23 protein-coding genes are annotated in these 24352 nt (G+C 43.5%); 10 read left to right on the forward strand and 13 right to left on the reverse strand.

Going from position 1 to position 24352, the window contains the following annotated elements; translation table 11 throughout:
* Positions 1-4: 4 nt before the first annotated feature.
* Positions 5-574 (reverse strand): PhnA domain-containing protein, encoded by a 570-nt coding sequence (locus H8B19_RS00725; RefSeq protein WP_186504862.1) that lies wholly within the window; start codon positions 572-574, stop codon positions 5-7.
* Between the two features lie 228 nt (positions 575-802).
* Between H8B19_RS00725 and H8B19_RS00730 the strand changes: the two genes are divergently transcribed.
* Entirely contained in the window at positions 803-1468 is a 666-nt protein-coding gene (locus H8B19_RS00730) for a DUF4097 family beta strand repeat-containing protein (RefSeq protein ID WP_186504863.1), read from the forward strand.
* A 10-nt stretch (positions 1469-1478) separates the two neighbouring features.
* On the opposite strand, the gene alr is transcribed toward H8B19_RS00730, so the two are convergent.
* The 6 genes from alr to H8B19_RS00760 form a co-directional block, all read right to left on the reverse strand.
* Complete coding sequence (gene alr, locus H8B19_RS00735; RefSeq protein ID WP_186504864.1) at positions 1479-2594, reverse strand: alanine racemase; 1116 nt, start codon at positions 2592-2594, stop codon at positions 1479-1481.
* A complete protein-coding gene (locus tag H8B19_RS00740; RefSeq protein ID WP_186504865.1) occupies positions 2595-3452 on the reverse strand; it encodes a D-amino acid aminotransferase in 858 nt (285 codons plus the stop codon).
* Between the two features lie 116 nt (positions 3453-3568).
* Positions 3569-4510: a 5-oxoprolinase subunit C family protein gene (locus H8B19_RS00745; protein WP_186504866.1), complete on the reverse strand. Its 942-nt coding sequence runs from the start codon at positions 4508-4510 to the stop codon at positions 3569-3571.
* A complete protein-coding gene (gene pxpB / locus H8B19_RS00750) occupies positions 4500-5189 on the reverse strand; it encodes a 5-oxoprolinase subunit PxpB (RefSeq protein ID WP_186504867.1) in 690 nt (229 codons plus the stop codon). Before pxpB ends, H8B19_RS00745 begins: the two co-directional genes overlap by 11 nt.
* Positions 5186-5914, reverse strand: a complete 729-nt coding sequence (locus H8B19_RS00755) for a 5-oxoprolinase subunit PxpA (RefSeq protein ID WP_186504868.1) — start codon at positions 5912-5914, stop codon at positions 5186-5188. The genes pxpB and H8B19_RS00755 overlap by 4 nt, the downstream gene beginning before the upstream one ends.
* 2 nt (positions 5915-5916) lie before the next feature.
* The gene (locus H8B19_RS00760) at positions 5917-6984 is read right to left on the reverse strand and encodes a cysteine synthase A (protein WP_186504869.1); all 1068 of its coding nucleotides are present in this window, start codon (positions 6982-6984) and stop codon (positions 5917-5919) included.
* A 407-nt stretch (positions 6985-7391) separates the two neighbouring features.
* Here H8B19_RS00760 and H8B19_RS00765 point away from each other — a divergent pair, with 407 nt between their 5' ends.
* The 5 genes from H8B19_RS00765 to H8B19_RS00785 all read left to right on the forward strand — a co-directional run bounded on the left by H8B19_RS00765 (position 7392) and on the right by H8B19_RS00785 (position 13487).
* On the forward strand, positions 7392-7961 hold the full coding sequence (locus H8B19_RS00765; protein WP_186504870.1) for a hypothetical protein: 570 nt from the start codon (positions 7392-7394) through the stop codon (positions 7959-7961).
* 30 nt (positions 7962-7991) lie between these two features.
* Positions 7992-8828, forward strand: a complete 837-nt coding sequence (locus tag H8B19_RS00770) for a CvfB family protein (protein WP_186504871.1) — start codon at positions 7992-7994, stop codon at positions 8826-8828.
* 293 nt (positions 8829-9121) lie between these two features.
* Entirely contained in the window at positions 9122-11416 is a 2295-nt protein-coding gene (locus H8B19_RS00775; protein WP_186504872.1) for a TonB-dependent receptor, read from the forward strand.
* 100 nt (positions 11417-11516) lie between these two features.
* Positions 11517-12845 carry a hypothetical protein gene (locus tag H8B19_RS00780; RefSeq protein ID WP_186504873.1) on the forward strand — a complete coding sequence of 443 codons (1329 nt, stop codon included), beginning with the start codon at positions 11517-11519 and terminating at the stop codon, positions 12843-12845.
* Between the two features lie 9 nt (positions 12846-12854).
* Positions 12855-13487, forward strand: a complete 633-nt coding sequence (locus H8B19_RS00785) for a Vat family streptogramin A O-acetyltransferase (RefSeq protein ID WP_186504874.1) — start codon at positions 12855-12857, stop codon at positions 13485-13487.
* A 20-nt stretch (positions 13488-13507) separates the two neighbouring features.
* Here H8B19_RS00785 and H8B19_RS18855 read toward each other — a convergent pair whose 3' ends face one another.
* The 6 genes from H8B19_RS18855 to acs form a co-directional block, all read right to left on the reverse strand.
* Positions 13508-14005 carry a GNAT family N-acetyltransferase gene (locus tag H8B19_RS18855; protein ID WP_241737429.1) on the reverse strand — a complete coding sequence of 166 codons (498 nt, stop codon included), beginning with the start codon at positions 14003-14005 and terminating at the stop codon, positions 13508-13510.
* Entirely contained in the window at positions 13989-14486 is a 498-nt protein-coding gene (locus tag H8B19_RS18860) for a MarR family winged helix-turn-helix transcriptional regulator (RefSeq protein WP_206683147.1), read from the reverse strand. Before H8B19_RS18860 ends, H8B19_RS18855 begins: the two co-directional genes overlap by 17 nt.
* Positions 14487-14582: 96 nt before the next feature.
* Complete coding sequence (gene add / locus H8B19_RS00795; RefSeq protein ID WP_186504875.1) at positions 14583-15587, reverse strand: adenosine deaminase; 1005 nt, start codon at positions 15585-15587, stop codon at positions 14583-14585.
* A 69-nt stretch (positions 15588-15656) separates the two neighbouring features.
* Positions 15657-16043 (reverse strand): hypothetical protein, encoded by a 387-nt coding sequence (locus H8B19_RS00800; protein WP_186504876.1) that lies wholly within the window; start codon positions 16041-16043, stop codon positions 15657-15659.
* Positions 16027-18384, reverse strand: coding sequence for a reprolysin-like metallopeptidase (locus H8B19_RS00805; RefSeq protein ID WP_186504877.1), 2358 nt, complete (start codon positions 18382-18384; stop codon positions 16027-16029). Before H8B19_RS00805 ends, H8B19_RS00800 begins: the two co-directional genes overlap by 17 nt.
* 154 nt (positions 18385-18538) lie before the next feature.
* Complete coding sequence (gene acs, locus H8B19_RS00810; protein WP_186504878.1) at positions 18539-20482, reverse strand: acetate--CoA ligase; 1944 nt, start codon at positions 20480-20482, stop codon at positions 18539-18541.
* A 187-nt stretch (positions 20483-20669) separates the two neighbouring features.
* Here acs and cmoA point away from each other — a divergent pair, with 187 nt between their 5' ends.
* From cmoA to H8B19_RS00830, 4 genes are all read left to right on the forward strand, one after another.
* The gene (gene cmoA, locus H8B19_RS00815; RefSeq protein ID WP_186505172.1) at positions 20670-21401 is read left to right on the forward strand and encodes a carboxy-S-adenosyl-L-methionine synthase CmoA; all 732 of its coding nucleotides are present in this window, start codon (positions 20670-20672) and stop codon (positions 21399-21401) included.
* Position 21402: 1 nt separating this feature from the next.
* Positions 21403-22371 carry a tRNA 5-methoxyuridine(34)/uridine 5-oxyacetic acid(34) synthase CmoB gene (cmoB, locus tag H8B19_RS00820; protein ID WP_186504879.1) on the forward strand — a complete coding sequence of 323 codons (969 nt, stop codon included), beginning with the start codon at positions 21403-21405 and terminating at the stop codon, positions 22369-22371.
* A 145-nt stretch (positions 22372-22516) separates the two neighbouring features.
* The gene (locus tag H8B19_RS00825; protein WP_186504880.1) at positions 22517-23884 is read left to right on the forward strand and encodes an MATE family efflux transporter; all 1368 of its coding nucleotides are present in this window, start codon (positions 22517-22519) and stop codon (positions 23882-23884) included.
* On the forward strand, positions 23877-24317 hold the full coding sequence (locus H8B19_RS00830) for an MOSC domain-containing protein (RefSeq protein WP_186504881.1): 441 nt from the start codon (positions 23877-23879) through the stop codon (positions 24315-24317). The genes H8B19_RS00825 and H8B19_RS00830 overlap by 8 nt, the downstream gene beginning before the upstream one ends.
* Positions 24318-24352: the final 35 nt, after the last annotated feature.

Raw genomic sequence — 24352 nt, forward strand, 5'->3', positions numbered from 1 at the left:
CATATCAGGAAGATTTTTTAACATACTGTGTCAGGATAACGATGCGGGTACCATTTACACGCCCTTCAATATGTTCTGGATTGTCAGTTAAACCAATACCACGCACGGCCGTGCCACGTTTAGCAACAAAACTGGTACCTTTCACGTTTAAGTCTTTAATAATGGTTACGGTGTCGCCTGCTTTTAAGACCGCACCATTACTGTCTTTATGCACGATGGAATCATCACTATAGGCTCCCGCTTCTGCCCAGGCCTTGTCATCATCTTCCAGATACATCATTTCAAGTTGATCCTGTGCCCACATTTCGCTGTTGCTTAGTTTTTTCAGTAAACGCCAGGATAAAATCTGCACTGGAAGCACAGGACTCCACATACTGTCGTTTAAACAACGCCAGTGATTGGCATCCATGTCTTTATTACCTTCAATTTGTGCTAAACAGGTTTCACATACCACTACCTGACAATCGGTGCGATCACCGGAAGCCGGCAACTCGTAACTGGATAAGTTTTGTTCACTGGAGCAAAGCTCACACTTATGACCACTACGCTCTAATAAAACAGGATTTACTGACATACTCACAATTCCTCATAAAAAGTAGTGCTATTATGCCAAATAAGCAGAATTGGCTACAGCGTTAAATAAGACAATATGTAGTAAAACTCACTAAATATTAGTATTTAGCTCATTAAAACTATTAATAACCAGTTTAATTCCTTTAAATTTCAAATAGTTAAATATTGGCAAATGAATTGCTAATTAACCTGTCATTAATTTACTAAACAATAATGACAGGAACACATCATGCCAATTCTGAATCAATACCAAACAACACGTGCTCTTCTGGTTGCCGGTGCACTTATGAGTTTAAGTGCCTGTGTTGTGCAAATCACACCTAATCACGGAAAATTTAGCGTTAACAGCTCAGATAAATTTGACGCGCAACATATAACAAATATCTCAACGGTGAATGAAAATATCACCATTCCCGCATACGGTGAGGCGCTATCCCTCGAAAGCGTCAACGGCAATATTGATGTTGGTGACAGCGCCTCGATCCGCTCTGCGAGTACTGTTAATGGTGATATAGACGTCAAACAAAAAGTGAATATAACGCATGGTGTAGAAACGGTTAACGGTAATATCAGTCTGGGAAGTGAAACTCAGATTAATGGGGATATTGAAGCCGTTAACGGCAATATAAATTTAGATTCAGTTCGGATGAATGGCGATATTGATGTGGTGAATGGCAATATCACCCTGGAAGGAAACAGCCAGATAGGTGGTGATATTATTATCCGCCGACCGGAAAAAAGTTTTTGGGGTAACCAGCGTTTATCAAAAAATATTCTGAGCATAGGCTCAGATGTGAATTTAAAAGGTAATATTATTTTGTACCGCGAAGTAAACCTCCGACTTGAGAATGAGAAACTTAAAAATAAGCTAATTTATCGCAGCCATGGGCATTAATGACAAGTCATTATTGATGCCAGCAGGCTGATTGTAAATATTCACGCGGAACTCGGGCAGGCATCGCAGCCAGTAAATCATAGCTAATGGTTGTAGCCCGGGCTGCAACCTCTGCAACCGACAAGTTGCGGCCCCATAACTCAACCCTGTCACCAATCGCGACATTTGGTATATGGGTGACATCGGCGGCCAGCATATCCATCGATATCCTGCCTGCCAGTGTGGCGGCCTGACCATTAACTAACACCTGAGTATCGCTTGATACCACACGTGGATAACCATCCGCATAACCAATGGCAATAGTGGCAATCACTGTATCTCTTTCTGCCTGCCAGCTGGCACTGTACCCCACTACATCACCCGCTTTAATCGTGCGTAGCGAGATAATTTGAGACTCCAGTGTCATTGCTGGTTTGAGTTGTTCACTAAAACGCTGATCTTCAAAAGGTGAGATACCAAATAAAATTAAACCCGCTCTCGCCCACTCCCGTTGTGTCGACGGCCAGCCCAGAATAGCGGCAGAATTTGCCAGACTTGCGGGGCCTGATAATTGCTGTTCGAGTGATTCAAATTGACTTAATTGAGATGATGTAAACGGATTATCCAGCTCATCAGCACAAGCAAAATGGCTGGTTAATACAATATCACCGGCCACTTTATTGCAGTTTTGTAACCTGGAATAACAATCAACCACTTGATGCGGTAATAACCCCAGACGATGCATTCCTGTATCAACTTTTAGCCAGACACCCACTTTTGCGCTGATATCTGCCTGTAAAAACCAATCTACCTGAGTGGTATTTTCCAACATCAACCAGAACCCATATTTGGCCGCCAGTTGAATATCATTGGGATGAAATGGGCCTTCGAGCAATAAAATCGGTTCTGCTATACCCGCATCACGTAATACAATAGCTTCTTCCACGCAGGCAACGCCAAACGCAGGCGCTAAACCGGATAAGGCTTTCGCCACCGCAATCGCACCATGCCCATAGGCATCCGCTTTTATCACCGCTAAAACCTTGCCGCCAGCGCTAAATTCACAGGCGAGCTGATAATTGCAACGGATGGCATTTAAATCAATTACCGCCCTGGCCGGGCGGCTACGGTAAACAGAATGACTCATTCAATAATTAAACTTTTGTTCACTGAACAATTGCATCGCTTTTTGCCATACAGGGCCAATTTTACCATCTGCCACAGGCTGACCATCGACTTCAATAACAGCGGCAATATCTTTACTGGAACTGGTGATCCACACTTCATCTGCATTTTTTACTTCGTGCATGTTCACCACTCGCTCTTCAACAGTGATACTGCCGTCTTTACGCAAAATATCCAGCAGAATTTTACGGGTCACACCCGGCAAAATCTGATTATCCAAAGGTGGAGTGATCACAACACCATCTTTTACTATGTAAGCATTGCAACTACTGGCTTCAGTCAGTTCATTGTTTTCGTTAAACAGCAAAGATTCGTGATAACCGTTGGCGTATCCCTGCTGAAAATGCATCACATTGCCAAGCAAAGACGTCGATTTAATATTACAGCGTTGCCAACGTAAATCCTGCTGCGTATTCACTTTTAAACCTTTGGTTTTACTTGCATCAGCGGTAGGAGACGACGGAATATCATAACAAAACAAAAATACCGTTGGTTCAACATTATCAGGATAAGCATGGAAACGTTTGGTATCGGCACCTCGTGATACGTGAATATACACGCCAAGATTACCTTTACCGTTTTGTTCCAGCAATTGGTCAATCACGGTTTGCCATTTATCCATACTCCAGTCGAATTTAATGCCAATTGACGCTAATCCAGACTGCATGCGCTCAATGTGAGGAACCATACCTACCAGTTTGCCCTGGTAAGATGGAACCACTTCGTAAATACCATCACCAAATAAAAAACCACGATCAAGCGGTGAAATTCGTGCTTCGCTCAAAGGTAAAAATTCACCATTTAAAAAGGCAATGCTCATTTTTTATTCCGACTAAAAACAAAAGGTTAACGCGCCTCAATCCATTGAGTACCGAGGCCACGCATACTAAAAGATTTTGTTACTTCTGCAAATGTAATTTCAGTAACAATTTCCGCTTAATTAAGTATTCTGACTTGTGGTTGCTGCCAGCGTTGCCGTTCAAGTAACAAAATTTGCTGCGCCTGTTCAATATCTATTGGCTCAAATAATATTTGAGCCCCCGGCTGGCATTGGGCTAACAAAGCTAAATCTATCGACAATACGCTGCCCATTTTGGCGTAACCTCCAATAGTTTGATGGTCATTCATCATCACTATCGGTTGTCCATCGGGGGGCAATTGCACGGCACCTAATGGGATCCCTTCCGACACCATATTTTCAGATGCAGGTATCACCGCAGGCCCTTGTAACCGACAGCCCATGCGATCTGAATATTCAGTAACCTGATACACACTTTCAAACATGGTCTGTTTATGGTGGTTAGAAAATTGTTCGTGCTGAAACCCTAACACCACACGTAAAGTCACAAACTGAGAAAAACTGGGGCGTAAATAAAATGGCACCACGGCCTGCCTGACAGCAAGATCTGCGATTTTACCTGCAACCAGATTCTGGCCTGATTTTAGAGGCTGGCCATGATTAGGTCCTACCTGCTCACGCATCACCATCGAACTGCTATTAAAAACACGCTCAACATCAAAGCCACCAGCGATAGCAATATAATTTCTAATCCCGCGCACAGGTCTGCCAATGACCACTTTTTGCCCTTTGTTAACCTTAAAGGTTAACCACTGTGGCACTTCAACATTATCAACGCGAATAATCGCCGGAGCTCCAGTAATCGCGAGTGTGCAATCCGAGGTAATCTCCAATTCAACACCGCCATAGGTCGTTTCCAGTAAAGGGGCATTTTCATCGTTACCACACAACAGGTTCGCCCAGCGCGCACTTTGACTGTCAAGCACCCCACCCTGGGTTAATCCTAAATGGGCATAACCAAAACGTCCGGTATCCTGCAACAGAGTTAACATACCGGGTTTAACCAGATTAAAACTCATCGGGTTGGCCTCCCAGTTGTTTAAATTGGCTTAAATTTACAGATTCAAAACGCACCCTGTCACCAACATTAAAGGGCATAACCGGATTGGCACTTGGGTCGAACAGCGTCATAGGGCTGTTGCCAATAATATTCCAGCCTCCGGGTGAGGCTGCCGGATATACCGCAGTCTGACGATCAGCAATAGCCACTGCACCTTTGGGTACACGCTTACGTGGGGTGCTTAATCTTGGCATCGCAATTTGCGGCGGCACGCTGCCTAAATAAGCAAATCCGGGGGCAAATCCAATGGCGTACACCAGATAACTTTGTGATTGGTGTAATTCAATCACCTTTTCAACATCAATCTGATGATGCGTTGCAATACGCTCTAAATCAGGCCCCGTGTCTAATGAATAATAAACAGGGATAACCACGTCTTTACTACCAGCCTCACCGTTACTAACGCTCTGTACGGCAAGTGTTTCCAGCTGTTGCACAAGCTGTGAATGGTTAATCTTTGTTACATCGTACACCACCATTAACGAGGTATAAGACGGTACTAAATCAATCACATAATTATGTTGATTTTTATCAGCCAATAACGATGTATATGCCTGAACTTGAGCCAGTGTTTTTTCACTGACCTGTTCTGCAAAATAAATTATCAACGCATTTTCTGCAGCTACTTGAATTCTCATTTACTAACCAGTTGTTTTATTTGCGCTAATTGCGCAATAGCGTGAGGATTATCACCGTGTACACATAAGGTATCAGCTGACAATTTTAAACGTTTTCCACTGTCGGTAATGACTTCACCGGTCTGGTTTAACAACGTAACCTGCTCCAGCGTTTGTTCGGCATTCAATACGGCACCCGCCTGACCACGTGGGGTTAAAAATCCCTGTTCGGTATAACGTCGGTCGGCAAAGGCTTCAAAGTAACAGGTTAGCCGATGATGTTGCGCCAGTGCATTAATATCACTGTTATCGCTGCCTGCCTGTAACATTAACTTAAGTGGTTTGTGATAATCCGCAACAGCCTGCATAACAGTCCGCAAAATATCACGATTTTTCATCATATCGTTGTACAGCGCACCATGAGGTTTCACGTAGGTGATATTTATGCCTTGTGATTGTGCCAGCCCGTCTAACGCCGCAATTTGGTATTGAATAACCGCAATGAGTTCATCAGAATCCAGTGTCATGGATCGACGGCCAAAACCGGCTAAATCGGGATAAGAAGGATGAGCACCGACTTCCACATCGTATTGTTTAGCCAGTTTAAGAGTTTGAACAATCGAAAGTGGATCTCCAGCGTGAAAACCACAGGCGATATTGGCCTGATCAACCAGCGGCATCGCTCGCTGTTCACTGTCCAGTTGCCAGCGACCATAGCTTTCACCTAAATCACAGTTTAATCGCATGATTAGCCCACCAAATCATCAATATTGTCATTCATTCGCCAATTGACTTTTACCGGCTCTTTTTGCTGATAAACCTGCATCAAACCATCAATGGAAGCAAAAGAAGGGGCGAGTGAACGAGATGCCAGATATTCCGGATTATATAATTTAGCGGCAGAACGCTCGCCTAAATCACAGGCAAAAGTCACGATGTTTTTACCTGGACGTTTTAAACCAGCTAAAAAAGCCGCAGCTACATTTAATGCCGAGCTGCTACCTAAAATAAAACCGTCATGCTGCTGCACATGACGTGCAATAGTCAGAATATCTGCATCTGGTAAATTAACGGCGTAATCTATTTCAGCCTGTTTAAAATTTTCGACCAGACGCATAATACCGATGCCTTCGGTCAGTGAGCCACCCTGATTTTTATATTCACCATGCTGCAGAAAATTAAAGATACCTGATCCATCAGGATCAACTGACCATACTTCAATATCGGCATTTTGTTTTTTCAAGTAACGGGATGTGCCAGCCAGAGTTCCACCAGTGCCCGCCACTGATACCAGCACATCAATATTACCCTGCGTTTGTTGCCAAATTTCACGACCTGTCTGTAAGTAATGTGCACGAAAATTACTGGTATTTTCAAACTGATTCGCCCACCAGTAATTCGTATTCTGTTCAGCCATTTGTCTGGCCTGATGATAAAAATGCGCCTGATTGGCAAAAGGACAAGGAGCAACTGTTTTCAGTTCAGCACCATACAGACTAATCATGCGTTCTTTATCTTTACTCTGATCATTAGGCATTACAATGAGTGCATTTAAATCAAAGGATTTCGCTACCAGTGCCAGACCTATTCCAGTATTACCGGCAGTCCCTTCAACCACAGTCATACCCGGTTTTAACTCACCTTTTGCCATGGCATCTTTAACCATTTGCAGAGCCGCACGATCTTTTATTGATCCCCCCGGGTTTTGAAATTCACACTTCACATAAATATTGCTGCCGCTTAATGCAGATAAAGAAGGAATTTTTAATAGATCAGTCTGACCTATTAAATCAGCAGTATGTTGACCTACTCGCATGTGCTCTTTCCTGTAAAATTAATATCAGCGACAGTTTATCATAAGCCTGAGTTTATTCATTTTAGGCCCTGGAAAACCATTAAAGATATAATATTCCACAATCAAAACATTTTAAATAATATTTAATTCAGGAATATAAAAAACGTAAACTGACTAAAATAGCAGGCGTTGATTTTTGCAGCCGTTTGCAGGGGTCAATTCCCCGCTTTTGCCCTTTGTTACCGGCTGTTGGCTTGTGACACCTTTTTTTTAAATAGTAAGAGACAGCAACCCAACGTCGCGGCCAAAAGGTATTGGTTTTAAACAAAATTCATAACCCAAAGGTCAATCCGCCCTAAAAGGTTTACTTGTAGCTTCATATTATTTCTGGTCAGATAATGTGATTAAATTTACTCAATTACTTATTTATGCCAGAACATATTATTGCTATCGGCGCCGCACTTGTTCTTTGTGTTACCTGCATATCAATCGCTATCGAACTGATTGCCAAACCACAATTAACCATTAAATTATCAGGAAGCATGTTAATTGTTGTAGCCGTCTGCGCCGCGATTAGTGCTGCAAGCCGGGCAGGATTACCCTGGCTTTCGCTGGAACAACAAACCACCTTATTGAGTATTAGCGTCGGAATAACCGGTTATATTCTATTACTGGCTCTTAACTTAAAGCCCCGACACTATAGTGTAAATTGGTTGTGGTTATTATTGCTGTTTTCCCTGAGTGGCTATGCCTTTAATATTGCCTTGATTAGCTATTTCAGTCTGGTCTCTGGTTTCATAATAATTGCTGCCGGGCTTATCAGAAATAAAATCCACGCTTATCATTTCTACACGGCATCAGTACTGTTGGGTTTATGCATTGTGTTATTGCTAATTCCCCATAGTAAACAAAGCAATATCCAGGTGATTTACCATATGTTAATGGCTGGGACTTTATATCAGTATTATCGTCATTACTGTTATACAATACGGCTTTAACATTTTGCTGTAATCTTCAAAGGCACTTTTATGCTGCAAGCCGGTACGTTTTATACTCTAAAGATTGATGACATTCTGCCCTACGGCGTATACCTGAGCGATGAGCTGGGTAATCGCGTATTACTTCCTAATGCACACGTACCAGCAGATGCAACTCAGGGCCAGCAACTAAAGGTATTTATATACCATGATGCCGACAGCGAGTTAGTCGCCACCACGTCGCATCCCAAGGCCAAATTAGGTGAAATAGCGTTATTACGTGCAGTAGCAACCAAGCCAGTCGGCACATTCCTGGATTGGGGCATAGAAAAAGATTTATTTGTTCCGCGCAAAGAGCAGGAAAGCCCGATGCAGGAAGGGAAAAATTATCTGGTTTATATCTATCTGGATAAAGTGACGGGACGTGTTGTCGCCTCTTCCAGGTTACATTATTTTCTCGCAGAAACGGCAGATAACTTTGAAGAAAAACAACCGGTAAAACTACAAATCTATGCCCGCACGCCTATGGGCTATAAAGCAGTGATTAATGGCACCCATTTAGGTTTGCTGTTTAAAGATGAAGCGTTCAAGCCACTTTATATTGGCCAAAAGCTTGATGGATTTATTAAACATATCCGGGATGATGGTCGTATGGATCTGTGTCTGCAATTTAACGATCAATCAGCACGTGATTCACTGACAGAACAGATTTTGCAACACCTACGCCAAAACAACGGTATCAGTAATATTACCGACAAAGCGGATGCCGATGTTATTTACCAAACATTTAATGTCAGTAAAAATGCTTATAAAAAAGCGCTTGGTCAGCTTTATAAGCAACGCAAAATTCAATTATCTAAATCTGAAATTACCTTAACTGAAAATTAACCATAAAGGCACACGAGTGGACTGCAAAAGCAACGTGTAATAGGCATGTTGCTTATTTCACAATTAATTTACAAAGGTTAGACCAGTTTAAAAACAATGCTTTCAGAGCAAAGTTACTCATTGTTAAGCATTTCTTACAATTTAATGATCCTTTATTTAAATTTGCTGGTAAAATATTCAACCGTCCAACGTGCTCTGACATTTGAGCGCTTTACACATATGGTCTACAACTGACTTACGTCATTCAAATGACCACACACACTTACACTTAGGCACATCAACTGGTACAGATAATGAAAACTTTGAAGAAAGCCTCACTCGCACTATGCATCCATGCCGCAATGCTGGCCCCTGTAACATTTGCGCAAGAACAGAATAATAACGAAAAACAATCTGGTCTGGAGCAAATTACAGTTACTGCACAAAAACGAACGCAAACCTTACAGGAAGTTCCGATTTCTATTGCAACCTTAAATGGTGAACGTTTTAACGCTATTTTTTCTGGCGGTGACGACGTTTTAGCATTAGCGACCCGCATTCCTGGATTATATGCTGAATCATCAAACGGACGGGTTGCCCCGCGCTTTTACATGCGTGGTTTAGGCAACACCGATTTTGACTTAGCCGCATCGCAGCCTGTTTCTGTGGTGATGGACGATGTGGTCATGGAAAACGTTGTATTAAAAAGCTTTCCATTATTTGATGTGGCAAACGTCGAAGTGATTCGAGGTCCGCAAGGTACTCTGTTTGGACGCAATACTACTGCGGGTATCGTAAAGTTCGATACCGTGCGTCCATCACAAACCTTCGATGCTTTCATCAAAGCAGGTTACGGTAGTTACGGAACTGTCAATATCGAAGGTGCTGTTGGCGGAGCTCTGAGCGATACGGTTTCTGCGCGTTTGTCTGTTTTATCACAAGACAGAGATGACTATATCGACAATGGTTACACCGGCGAAAAAGATGCAATGGGCGGTTTTGATGAAAAAGCTGCGCGTTTACAGGTTTTATTTGAGCCAAGCGAAAATTTCAGTGCTTTGTTAAATGTACATGATCGTACTCTGGATGGTACAGCATCTATCTTCCGCGCCAACATACTGACTAAAGGCAGCAACGACATTAATCAAAACTATGATCGTGACGTTGTTTATTATGACAAAGGTGACAATAACCCTCAGGGTTATGACAACACCGGAGCATCGTTAAAACTGGATTACGATTTTGCAGATTTAACACTGACCTCGATTACTGCATTTGAAAAAGCCGATGGCCACAGTTTAGGTGATATCGACGGTGGTGTTTATACTTACAACGTTGACATGCCAGTGCCAAATGGCTTGACCAGCGACAATTTTGTTGACGCGGGAGGCCCGGTATTAACCTTCCCTGGTACGATTGGATTTGATGCAGTAACTGAAGATCAATTAAAAGATCTGGAGCAATTTACTCAGGAAATCCGTTTAGCCTCTGATACTAAAGACGGAATCAACTGGCAAGTGGGTGCGTTTTACTTTGATTCATCATTTGATGTAACCAGTATTGACGGATTCTTTGGTGCCACGACTGTATCTCACAGCAACACCACCTGGGCGGTATTTGGCCAGTCTTCTTACGATGTGTCTGATAAATTAAACATCAGCGCAGGTATTCGTTATACCCACGATAAGAAGTCTTTAGACGTTGGTGAGCAAAACGTTGACGGTTTTGCACTGGTCATTGGTGCTGCATCTGTTCAGGACTACGACCCAATTAATGTGAGTGACGGTAAAGTAAGCTGGGATTTAAGCGCCAACTATCGTGTTACGTCTGATACCAGCGTATTTGCTCGTTTAGCCCGTGGTTTCCGCGCGCAAACTATTCAAGGCCGTGATGTGGCGTTTGAATCGGCGCCTTCTGTCGCCGATTCAGAAACCATTGATTCTGTTGAAGCAGGTATCAAATCAGACCTGATTAACAACAAACTACGTGTTAATGCTGCCGCTTTCTACTACCAGGTGGATAACATGCAGTTTTCAGCCATTGGTGGTGTTGATAACCTGACGCAACTGGTTAATGCCGATAAGGGTGTTGGCTTTGGTTTTGAAACCGACCTGGAATGGGTTGCAACCGACTATCTAACCATCACAGCCGGTTACAGCTACAACCACACAGAAATTCAGGATGACAATTTAAAAGTTGCCCCTTGTGGTTCTGGTATGTGTTCTCCACTGGATAAAATGGAAAACGGCTTAGCGTATGTTGATGGTAATCCTTTCCCTCAGGCACCTCGCTCAACGTTGAGCGTAACGGCTCGTTACACTGTTCCAGTAGGTAATGACGGAGAGTTCTTCGCTTATACCGATTGGGCATGGCAAGGTAAAACTAACCTGTTCTTATATGAATCTTATGAATTCAGAACAGATGGTAACTATGAAGGTGGCTTGCGCATTGGTTATGAGAACTTCGCTGATGGCTATGAAGTGGCGTTATTCGGTCGCAATATCACCGATGAAGATAACCTAAAAGGCGCCATCGATTTCAATAACCTGACCGGTATCGTCAATGAACCACGTATTGTGGGCATTGAATTCAAAAAGTCATTTTATTAATCGATAAATAACCTATTTTAAAAGCCCACTTTAGTGGGCTTTTTTATTGGCGACCTTTACAATATCGTTTAGTAAGTCAGTTGATTACAGGGAATCAAACATGAATAAAAGCCTATTAATATTGTGGCCCTTAAGCATCGTTGCCGCTTTATGGTTAGGCTACCAGTATGAACGTGAGCCGGTCTCTTCAGTTGAGTTTAATCAGGCTGTATTGCAAACATCTCATCAAGCTGGCCAATCAGATACTTCGATTAACACCAGCGCGATGTTACCAACTTCCCCCGGCTCACAAACAATAACTGTGACTCCCATCACACACCAGCCCACTACTGAGCAAAAACAACTTTCGCCACCGGATATTGCATCGTTAATACAACAATTAGCCGATGATAAAGAGGACGGTACTGACTACGAAGCCATAGCCAACGCGTATTTAGTGGTTAAAAATCTGACTGCAGAACAAATTCAGCAAGCGTTAAATCAATTAACCAGCTCCCCCGATAAAAACAGTGCAATGCTAATGAATATACTTCTGGCCAAATTTGCTGAGACCAACCCTTACGATGCAATGAACTTTGTTACTGCTAACCTGCAAAAGCCAGCTAACATATTTTCTGCACAAAACAGCGTTATCCGCAGCTGGGCCAAAAATGATCCGCAAGGGGCTTATGAGTGGTACAAAATCAATGCAAAAACCCAGCAAGGTAATAATTTTTTTCGCGGTGCCGGTCTGGGAGCCATATTTAAAGGTCTGGCTAAAAATAATCTGCCGGATGCCCTGCAAAAATTGCAGGATTTGAGTGCCGATCGCACACAAATTGGCAGAGCGATGAATGGCATTGGTAGTACGCTGGAAACACGTGAACAATTTGAACAATTATTGAACCAAACCAAAGAACTGAATAATCAGTATATGCAACAAAGCGCCATTCGCAGCTGGGTAACACAATCTCCACAGCAAGCGACAGACTGGCTGGCATTACAGGTAGACGGAGACTTAAACCGACTGCGCAGGGTGAGTTTACAAACCTGGGTTTATTCCCATCCTGATGATATCGAACAAGCCGCAGACTGGTATATGCAACAGGACGCAAGCGGCAATAAAAATCAAAAACTGGATGTGGTCGCACGCACACTGGCAATGAATAATCCACAAAGTGCGCTGGAATGGGCAAAACATCAAAGTGACGTGGATAATCAGCAACTTTATGCCAATATATTGCGAAACAGCGCTTACCGACAGCCTGACTTTGTAATGAATAACCTCAGTATCATTACAGATAGCGACCAGCGTCGCCGAATTTCACAAAATATCTATCGCAACTTAAATCGAATGAATCCGCAAAAGGCGCAGGAATTTAAAAACAGTTCAGAGTTCAAACAGGCTTTAGAAGCCATGGATGAGCGTCGTGAACGACGTCAACGCTAAAGGCAAACCATGCACGGACCTAATCCCGAATACAAAACACCTATTGAGGGTGTGGAACAAGTAGGCTTTTTAAAAAATTATGTAGATAACCCCAATATCGAGGTTGGGGATTATACCTATTATGACGATCCAAACGGCCCGCAAAACTTCATCAATAATGTGCTATACCACTTTGATTTTATCGGTGACAAACTGATTATTGGTAATTTCTGTGCCATTGCCAAAGATGTCACCTTCATGATGAATGGCGCCAATCATGCAATGCATGGCATATCAACCTATCCCTTTTTTATCTTTGGTAATGGTTGGGAAAAATCGGCACCTGAACCGGGCACCCTACCCTACAAAGGCAATACACAAATTGGCCATGATGTGTGGATTGGTTATAACGCCACCATAATGCCGGGTGTAAAAGTGGGCAATGGTGCAATTATCGCCAGTAAATCAGTAGTTACCACAGACGTACCTGCGTTTAGTATTGTGGGCGGCAACCCGGCTAAAGTAATAAAGTATCGCTTTAGTGAAAAGCAAATCGAACAATTAGAACACATAAGCTGGTGGTTATGGGATGCACAAAAAATAACCCGTAACCTGGACGCCATCACCTCCTCAGATATAGAGGCTTTGTCTGCCGCTGAGTAAGCGGCAGAGTCCCACTACATTTATAACGACCAAATAGCAGGGTATTTCATTGCGACATCACAACGCTGATAGCTCTTGCCATACAAATCCATGACTTCCTGATCATGCTCAAAACCGTGCTTTTCATACAAATGAATAGCAGCTTCACATTTCTTATTGGTTAACAAAAATAAACGTTTAATTGGCAATGTTTTCGCTTGCTGTAAGGTATAAGCCAAAAGAGGTTCCCCTATTTTATTACCTCTGGCCCGTGAACTTACTCCCATTTTAGTCAGCTCAAATACACCATCCGATTTGGGTAATAATGCGCAGCAGCCAACCACGCCAAGTTCATCATGCTTGGCAAAGTAAATTTTACCGCCAGGATCAATAATATGATGCTGTGGATTAGTTAACGCATCCAAATCCGTTTGCTCCAACTCAAACATAGTGCTGATCCACTCTTTATTAATGGCAGCAAATGTTTCAGATAAATCCGGGCTAAAAGATAAAAAGGTGATCTTATTTTTGTTGTGCATGATGATGTTCCAATGTACGTGCGAATAATGATTTCTGTCTCAGTGCTTTTTCACATTTTTGAATAGCCAGATATAAGTCATTTTCAAACGCCTGACTTAGCTCTCTGGCTGCCGCTTCAACGGCATCCCAGGCAGGTTGCATATTCTCAACTGCCTGTTTGCCCTCTTCAGTAAGGATCAACCAACGCCGACGGGAATCTTCATCACAGGCCTGGGCATCAATTAACCCTTGCTTTTGCAAGTCCCGGGAGAACTGACTAATTGCCGGTTGGGTTAATCCAAGAGACTCAGCGGCATGCACCACAGTGACACGTTTTTTACGTTGCAATAACGCCAGCAAACTAAACCACTTGGGCTGTATTGGCATACCAAAATGGGCATAAACCTGAGCAGCATCAGCTTGCATCTGCTCACTTAAGCGTTTAAGCCGGGTGCCAAGAGCCAGTTCTTTTAATTCATCTAAAAAATCAGTTTGTTGCATATTCACTCCTTAGATAAATATTTATATTACCACTTATATAATATTTCAAGAGAGGACAAACATTTTTATTGTTTTGATTTAAATTGAATTTACACCTTAGATGGTACGCCTATTCAAACTACGTAGGACAGTCTTTTCGTTTTCACTCAAAAAAGCCGCATCTAGTGCATTTAACTGTATTTGGTTTAATTGCTTATCACTTAAACCAATGGTTTGTTTAGCCACGTTGTATTCGTGCGCCAAATCAATATTTGATACGGCCGGATCATCCGTGCTTAAGGTGACACACATCCCCTGCTCTACAAATATTTTAAGAGGATGATTTGCGGTGTCTGTTACCGTTGCGGTGTGATAATTAGAGGTAGGACATGCTTCGATGGCGATTTTATGCTGCGCCATATACTGCATTAACGGTTGATCATGAATAGCTGCAACGCCATGTCCAATGCGCTCCGCACCTAATAAGTTAATCGCGTCCCAGATACTTTGCGGCCCATCAGCTTCACCTGCATGCACACTAATATGCCACCCGGCATCGCGTGCCAATTTAAAATGCGACTCAAACAAAGTAGCGGGAAATCCAAGTTCGTCACCGGCTAAATCCAGTGCAATGATCTTATCGCGACATGCCAGCAAGGCATCCAATTCAACCTGACACTTTTGTAAACCGAACGTACGGCTCAAAATACCTATTAATTGCACTTTAACGCCGGTGTCATGCTCACCGGCTTTAACCCCAGCATAAACCGCTTCAATCACAGCCTGTAAATTTAGCTTAAATGCGCGAGCCATGTAAAAAGGAGAGAAACGCAATTCAACGTAATCCAATCCCTGATTTTTAGCATCCTGCATGTTTTCATAAGCCACCCGATAACAGGCATCGGTATCCGCCAGTACCGACACGCCATAATCCAGCCTGGCTAAAAATGCGAGTAAATCAGCGGTTTGCGTTTGGATTTGTGTTAGAGGGATTAACTCGTCCAGAGAGTGCACGGGCAAAGCAATATTATGCTGTTGCGCGAGCTCCCAGATTGTCTGAGGACGGATATTACCATCAAGGTGACGATGTAATTCTACAAGTGGTAATTCCGGATTATACATGGGCGCTCCTGCTTAGCCTGAAAACAAATTTATTTTAAGGGGCGAACAGTGAAATAACCAGATATCTGGCTATTTATGTTTGGCAATTTCAGCTAAACAATAAGGTGCCACTATTTTGTTATATTGCCGCGTGAACCGGGTGATCTCTTTTTGCTGCTGATGAGTTTGTTTACTGTACACATCACCACTTTGTGGGATTATTTTTAATCCACACACTTTATCAATTATCTTGATATCGGTGGTATCCGCATAGGCCACCTGAGCCCCTTTTTTTGCTACAACCCACAGTGACAAGTCCCCTTCTTCAATCGCCAACAACGCTTGTTTCTGCGGCTGCTGCCATTGTGTTTGTGCCAGAGTCCCGGTTGCCGATGTTTCAGCCGCCCCCTGGTTTTGATTTTTCACTGCACAACCCGACACAACCAATAGCACAACCGCGCTAATTGTTCGCAACATATAACCTCCTCACGAGCCAACAACATAACAACGTAAGCAGTGTTACGCCCCCGGCACTTCCGCCACCATTGCCAGAATTTTGACCAGAAGGCGTAGGTAAAACCACAGGTATTTTTTCAACCTGAATGGTTAGTACTGCACTGGCAACGTCACCACTGTCATCTTCAATCTGATAAGTAACGGTTTCGGTACCGGTAAATCCTGTTGCTGGCGTATAACTAATTACACTGTCGGTAAATGTCACCGTACCCTGGCCCTCATAGGTCACGGCTACAATCCTTAGACTATCGTTTTCATCTGGATCCGAGTCATTAGCCAAAACATCAATCTCTGTGGCAGATGAGTTTTCATTTAACGACAATTCATCATCAACAGCTATTGGTGAGCGATTGCTTTGCACATCAATATCAAACTCAGGTGTCACCGCATAAAAAATATTATCACTGCACTTAAGCATTAATCTTGCGTTTGAAGTTTGTGCAGATGGTAGCGAACTTAACTTAGCCGATCCTGTATTAGGAATATTGCTGGCCAACAAAGTATCGAATGAGGCATCTGCGGTTTTCGATAAATACACATCGATGGCAGAACAGTTAACCGGCGCCGCATCAGTGTTCGCCACATCCCACTCAAGGCTGTACTCGCTTTGATCATGCCATAGCGTATTGTTATCAGGCAGAATGGTAATAAATGGCCCCGCCTCAGTTGTTGTGGTTATTTTTGCTTGGTCGGTAGCTATTCTGCCCATGTTATCTCTTACCGATAAACCAAAACGCAATAAACGCGATGTGGTCGGATACGTTTCACCTTTACGGGTAATGCCTTGTCCCCTTAATACCAAATCCAACGCCGGTAAATATCGCACAGGATCGGTGACAGGTTTGAAACTTCGAAACAACGGACGTGTGCCATCATCCTCAGCCATTTCAGTCGCACTAGCGCTGGGTGATGGCGTAGGATCATGCTCTGTAAAATTGATGTATTCAAAGTACTGCTCCCAGTTGTATGTCACTCCCTCTGGGTTATTTTCGGTTTGTAACGCAGTTAACATAAAAGGAGTTTGCGCTGGAATGGTGTAATTGGCCCCCGCATCTGCAACCAGTTGCTCTGAGGTTAAATTTACTAAGGTGCCGCAATTACCCGAACGTCCGCTTGTCAGCTCCTGACGGTATTGCAGTATGGTGCCGATATGAAAATAATCATCCACATTTGCCTGCAAATCTTCGCTATTGCACAACCCCGCATAAGACATGATGGTTGAACCACTGCCCGGCTCCCAGGCTGTATCAAAACTACGATTACCACTACAAAACCCTGACGTACCATTAAAACTATGGGTTCCACCAACCTGATGGCCAATTTCATGTGCGACTAAATCAATATAGAAATAATCATTATTCACCACAGAATAGCCGGTATAACCTTCAGCTTTAGCACCTGCAACACAGGTCACGCCTACGCTGGCGTAACCGCCACCCGTTGTTCCCAGTACATGTCCAAGATCGAAATTCTGGCTACCAATGCGCTCATTGATGACAGTTGCGGCCTTATCGATATCGTCAGTATTATTATTAAAGGGGTCTGTTGTCGCGTCAGTAAAAATAATCTGATCACTGTTTTCGGCCATCACAAATTCAATCGCCAAATCCGATTGAAACACTAAATTGATGCGCTGAATTAATGTAGCGGTGGACGAGAGGACAGCTTCAACATCGTTAGAAAATTTGGCACTGTATTCACCCGTGGTAGCCATTGCCAGACGATACTGATGAATCACACTATTTTGTGGTTTTAAAGCGCGTTGTGACTGAAGAGAATTTATTGTTTTTTGCAATCGAGGTGTCACCTCACTAAAGGCTTCATTTTGCTGCTCACTGACAAGATAAGACAGATATACATCAGTATTAACATCAGGCTCTAACATCCATTTTTGCCCCTCCACTAAATAACTGGCGTGCATGCCTGAAGGCGTTTTTTCTAATTTTCCTGCCAATTTCTGTTGTTGATTGTATAAATCAAAGGTTTGAATAGCCGGATATTTACGTTGCAACGATTCTGGCAGCAAATGATTTTTTTTAGCTGTAAAAGTCCGCAAACTGCCATTAACGGGTAATTGGATCCGACTATCCTGTTTTGCTAATGCAGTTTTAGCCAATGCAGGAGAATAACGGTATAGCTGTTTAATTTTGATGCCATTTAACCAGTAGTGCTGCCCACGTAATTCAAGTGATGAGGTTCTAACCGGGTTACTTTCGGCTTTGATCAGACTTTTAGTATCAATAAGCTGCCATTCAGATTCGACAGCATTAGCAGGCCTGATTACATAAACAACCAGTAACAATATGAGCCAAAAGACATGATTTGGTTTAAGGAACTGCAAAAACATAAAAGTGACACTCAGACAGGACAACTCATCTGAGTGTAACCGCTTAGTGTGGCTTTTACATGAATTTCAGATGAATAGCTAACGCCCAAGGCGTTAGCTATTCACAGGTTTAGCGGTTTTTGCGGTTATCGATTAATGCATCAACGACAGAAGGATCAGCCAGCGTGGATGTATCGCCCAGCTGCTCATATTCATTGGCAGCAATCTTACGCAAAATGCGGCGCATAATTTTACCGGAACGGGTTTTTGGTAAACCGTGAGTCCACTGAATCAAATCCGGTGCGGCAATCGGGCTGATATCGTCTTTCACCCACTGGCGCACTTGTTTGGTCAGTTCTTCAGTAATTTCAGTGCCATCGGTTGGCAGCAAATACACATAAATGCCCTGCCCTTTAATGTCATGCGGATAACCGACCACGGCCGCTTCGGCCACTGCCGGGTGCGCGACTAATGAGCTTTCGATTTCAGCGGTACCTAAACGGTGACCCGATACGTTTAATACATCATCCACTCGTCCGGTGATCCAGAAATAACCATCGTCGTCACGGCGTGCACCATCACCGGTAAAATAATAATTTTTATAGGTGCTGAAATAGGTTTGCTCAAAGCGTTCATGATCGCCCCACACGGTGCGCATCTGTCCCGGCCAGGACTGACAAATCACTAAATTGCCATCCACCGCACCTTCAAGGGTATTGCCATCAGCATCAAGCAGTGCTGGCTGAATACCAAAAAACGGACGAGTCGCTGAGCCCGGTTTTAAATCGGTCGCGCCCGGCAGCGGCGTAATCATCACACCACCGGTTTCGGTCTGCCACCAGGTATCCATAATCGGGCATTGTTTATTACCAATTTTATCATGATACCAATGCCAGGCTTCTGGGTTAATCGGCTCACCGACGCTGCCCAAAATACGCAAACTACTGCGGGTAGAATCCTGTGCCGGTAAATCGCCCTTGGCCATAAGAGCACGAATTGCAGTGGGCGCTGTGTACAGGATATTAACCTGATGTTTATCTACTACCTGACCAATTCGGCGCACATCCGGATATGTCGGCACACCTTCAAAAATAAGCGTGGTGGCACCATTGGCCAGCGGTCCGTAAACAATATAACTGTGGCCGGTGATCCAGCCCACATCGGCTGCACACCAGTAAATATCACCTTCGTGATAATCAAATACATAGTGATGGGTTAACGCTGCATACAGTAAATAACCACCTGTACTGTGCACAACCCCTTTAGGCGTGCCTGTGGAGCCCGATGTATACAAAATAAATAACGGATCTTCCGCATTCATTGCCTCGGCTGCACATTCAGCACTGGCTTTAGCCAATTCATCCTGCCAGCATAAATCGCGGCCCTTGCTCCAGGGGTTGTCGTTACCAGCTTCTTTTAACACCAGTACTTTTTCAACAGAGTCCGTGCCGTCACGTTCCAGCGCTTTATCGACGTTTTGTTTAAGCTGAATCAGGTTACCACCACGATGCCCCACATCAGCGGTTAAAATCATTTTGGCTTTACTATCAATTACCCGATCTGCAATAGCATTAGGAGAAAATCCACCAAAAATAACAGAATGCACCGCTCCAATTCGCGCGCAGGCCAGCATCGAATAGGCAGCTTCAGGGATCATGGGCATATAGATAATAACGCGGTCACCTTTTTGAACGCCCTGCTCTCGCATCACATTGGCTAATCGGCTGACTTGTTCCAGTAATTCTGCGTAGGTGATTTTCTTATCCTGAGTCGGATCATCCCCTTCCCAGATAATCGCTACTTTGTCTGGTGTTGCTTTAGCGTGGCGATCAACACAGTTAACACAGGCGTTAAGTTCACCGTCTTCAAACCATTTAATACTGATATCACCTGGAGTAAAACGCGCGTTACGCACTTTGCTAAAGGGTTTGCTCCAGCTTAGGCGTTTGGCTTGTTCACCCCAAAACCCATCAGGATCATCTATGGATTGTTGATACAGGCTTAAATACCGCTGATTATCGGCATAACTGGATTGTTTCAACGCTTCACTTACCGGAAAAATGTCATCAGACATGTAAGACTCCCTTTAATAAACTGTTAACTCTTTGAATTTACTGACCATAGCCGAAAGCAAAGGTTCGATACAACAGTTAATCTGTTAATGTTTATGCTAATAATTTATTTAACGGTCAACGTTAACAGTCGCACATGGTTTAAGGTAAAATTCGGCCTTTCGATTTTTAAGCACAGGCATGGCCATGATTAGCAGCGGCAAAGACGCCATTTATTCGGTTCCTCAGCAGGTGGAAGATTTCCGCTTTGATAAGTCTGTAGCCGAAGTTTTCCCGGATATGATCCAACGCTCGGTACCGGGTTATAACACTATCATAGATACCATAGGCCAGCTGGCCGGTCGTTATCAACAACCTGACAGTCACTATTATGATTTAGGTTGCTCACTCGGTGCAGCTACTTTATCCATGCGCCGTTTTATCAGCGCACCTAACAGCAAAATTATCGCCATTGATAACTCTGAAGCCATGCTGGAACGTTGCCGTTCTCACCTCAATGCGTTCACCTTTGATACACCAGTAGAATTAAAACTTGGCGATATCAGACACTCCGAGATTACCAATGCCGCAGTGGTGGTAATGAACTTTACCCTGCAATTTATCCAGCCAGATGAACGCGATGCGGTGATCCAGGCAATTTATAACGGCTTAAAGCCGGGTGGTATTTTGATTTTGTCGGAAAAGATGCGTCACGAGCAAAAAGAATGTGATGAGCTCGTGATTGATTTACACCACGAATTTAAACGCCGCAATGGTTATAGCGAGCTTGAAATCAGTCAAAAGCGCACTGCGATTGAAAATGTAATGAAAATCAATTCCTTCGGGCAACATCAGGCACGCTTAAAACAGGCTGGCTTTAACAATATCGTGCACTGGTTCCAGTGTTTTAACTTTGGCTCAATAGTGGCGATTAAGGACTGATATGTCTTCAACCTGGTTTACTGATTTTTATCAAAAACTTGCGGCGAGTGAGTTACATCCCTGGTTAGAAACCCTGCCTGCGCAAATTGCGCACTGGAAAAAAAATCAACATGGAGAGTTTGCCAAGTGGCAGCGTTTGTTAGAAAAACTGCCTCAAACCGCACCATCTGTGATTGAACTTGCTGACAAAGTGCAGTTTGGTCACGCGGCGGATATCAGTGAATATCAGCAAAAACAAATTGAAGGTTTACTTAAACAGTTTATGCCGTGGCGTAAGGGGCCATTTTTTATCCACGATATTCATGTGGATACAGAATGGCGCTCGGACTGGAAATGGGATCGTGTTAGCCCGCATATCAGCGATTTAAAAGACAGACTGGTATTGGATGTAGGCTGTGGCAGTGGTTATCACATGTGGCGCATGTTGGCGCAAGACCCTAAGCTGGTCACAGGCATTGACCCTACTGCGCTGTTTTTAATTCAGTTTCAGGCCATCAAACATTTTAATCCTGACCCACGTATTCATTTAATGCCGGTGGGTATTGAAGATATGCCCGCGTTAAAACAATTCGATACTGTGTTTTCTATGGGGGTGTTGTACCACCGTAAAAGCCCGGTGGAGTTTTTGCAGCAATTAAAATCCTTATTGCGTCCGGGTGGCGAACTGGTGTTAGAAACCCTGGTAGTGGAAGGTGATAAACATACAGTGTTATTTGCCGGTGACCGCTACGCACAAATGCGTAATGTGTGGTTTTTACCTTCTACCGATGCGCTCACAGTATGGCTGGAACGCATTGGTTTTAAAGATATAAAAGTGGTGGATAAAGACCAGACCAGTCTGGACGAACAACGCTCAACTGAATGGATGACCGGACAATCGTTAAAAGACTTTCTTGATCCAAACGATTCCAACCTCACCATTGAAGGTTATCCTGCGCCACTTCGTGCCACATTAATCGCAACAGCCTGATTGGGCTGTTGCGATTAAACCTGACTTTTCAACCTCCTAAGCCACACAGATAACCCACAAATCATATTGCACAGTCGTACAATTACTATAAGCTAGCCGCTCTAAATTTTACGCCCAGTTTACAAGGATTAAAGCGGCTGCTGTTATGTCACTAAAAACCGAAGTAAAGGCTCTGTTGCATCTTGCCTGGCCATTGTTAATAGCACAAATAACCCAGACCCTGATGGGGGTTTCCGATACCATTATGGCCGGTCAGGTATCGGCCAGCGATATGGCGGCAGTTGCTATCGCTTCCAGTGTTATCTTTCCTTTATTGTTTTTTATTCAGGGCATTATTCTGGCATTACCACCTATTATTTCGCGCTTAAAAGGTGCCAATACACCTGAGAATATTGCGGTTTATACCCAACAAACTGCGTGGCTGGCACTTTTTATCTCCTTGCCTATATCCTGCAGCTATAGTTTTATTCCTGAGTTAATCGCACTGGTACCCATGGAGTTAAAACTGCAAACCATCACTGCAGAATATTTGCAATATATGGTGCTGGGTGTGCCATTTTTTGCGTTATATCAGGTCGCGAGAAACTATTGTGAAGGTTTATCCTTAACCCGCCCCAGCATGGTGATAATGGGGATAGGTTTAATGGTGAATATTCCCGCTAACTATATATTCATTTATGGAAAACTGGGTGTAACCCCAATGGGTGGCGCCGGCTGTGGTATTGCCACAGCACTGGTTTTTACCTGTATGATGATCGCCACGATAGTGTATACCCTGGTAGCTAAACAGCTGAAAAACAATCAGCTTTATGCGCATTTATTTGCACCTGATATGGCAAAAATCCGCGAAGTACTTTCACAGGGTATCCCAATCGCGATGGCGATTTTATTTGAGGTATCACTGTTTGCTGCCGTTGCCTTATTACTCTCTCCGTTTGGCGCCACTGTGGTTGCGGCACACCAAATTGCACTTAACTTTTCTTCGCTAATGTTTATGGTTCCGCTCAGTTTAGGCATGGCAACCACTATTCGCATTGGTCATCGCCTTGGCGAAAAACGCGAAGATCTGGCCAACAAAGCGGTAAAAAGTGCGTGGTTAGTAGGTGCAATTACCGCGACATGCACAGCAACCCTATCTGTTATATTGCGCTACCCCATTGCTGAGCTGTACTCAAACGAGTCACATGTTATTAATATGGCAGCCGATTTAATGATGTTAGCAGCAATGTTTCAGTTTTCTGATGCACTTCAAGTTATCTCTGGTTGTGCATTACGTGGATATAAAGACGCCAAGGCAATGTTTTACATTACCTTCATATCATACTGGCTGATTGGTTTAAGCACAGGGTGTATATTGGGTTTAACCGACTGGATCGTACCTGCGATGCAAGCTCGGGGGTTTTGGATAGGCTTTATCGTAGGCTTAACTGCCGCAGCCGTCTTTTTAAGTGCCCGACTCATTTATATTCAACGTACACTGGATATTAATAAACTGGAGCTATCCGATGATTAAATTAACTGGTATCGCTGTTCGTGAAAAGTCTCGCGCGCCAATGCAATCTGTTGCAGAAGCAAATGTGTGCACAGAAAAAGGCATTCATGGTGATTTCAGAGGAAAACCTGGCCGTCGTCAGGTGACAGTATTAAGTGCCGAAGTGTGGCGCAAAGTCTGTGATGAATTAAAGCAGGATATCCCCTGGTTAACCCGTCGCGCCAATTTATTAGTGGAAGGATACGAATTCACGGCCGCCGATGTGGGTAAAAGATTAACCATTGGCGACCTTGTTCTCGAAATATGTAAAGAAACCGAACCCTGCCCGCGTATGGATGAGCAAGTTAACGGATTAACCGCCGCCCTGACACCAGACTGGCGCGGCGGCGTTTGCTGCAGAGTCATTCAGAATGGGTATATAAAACTGCATGATGAAATAAAAATCTGCAGTTAACTGTCTATATATTTTAAGCTTTTTTGCTATTAATG

Origin of the sequence: Neptunicella marina, assembly GCF_014270035.1 — a bacterium.
GTDB classification, from domain to species: Bacteria; Pseudomonadota; Gammaproteobacteria; order Enterobacterales; family Alteromonadaceae; genus Neptunicella; species Neptunicella marina.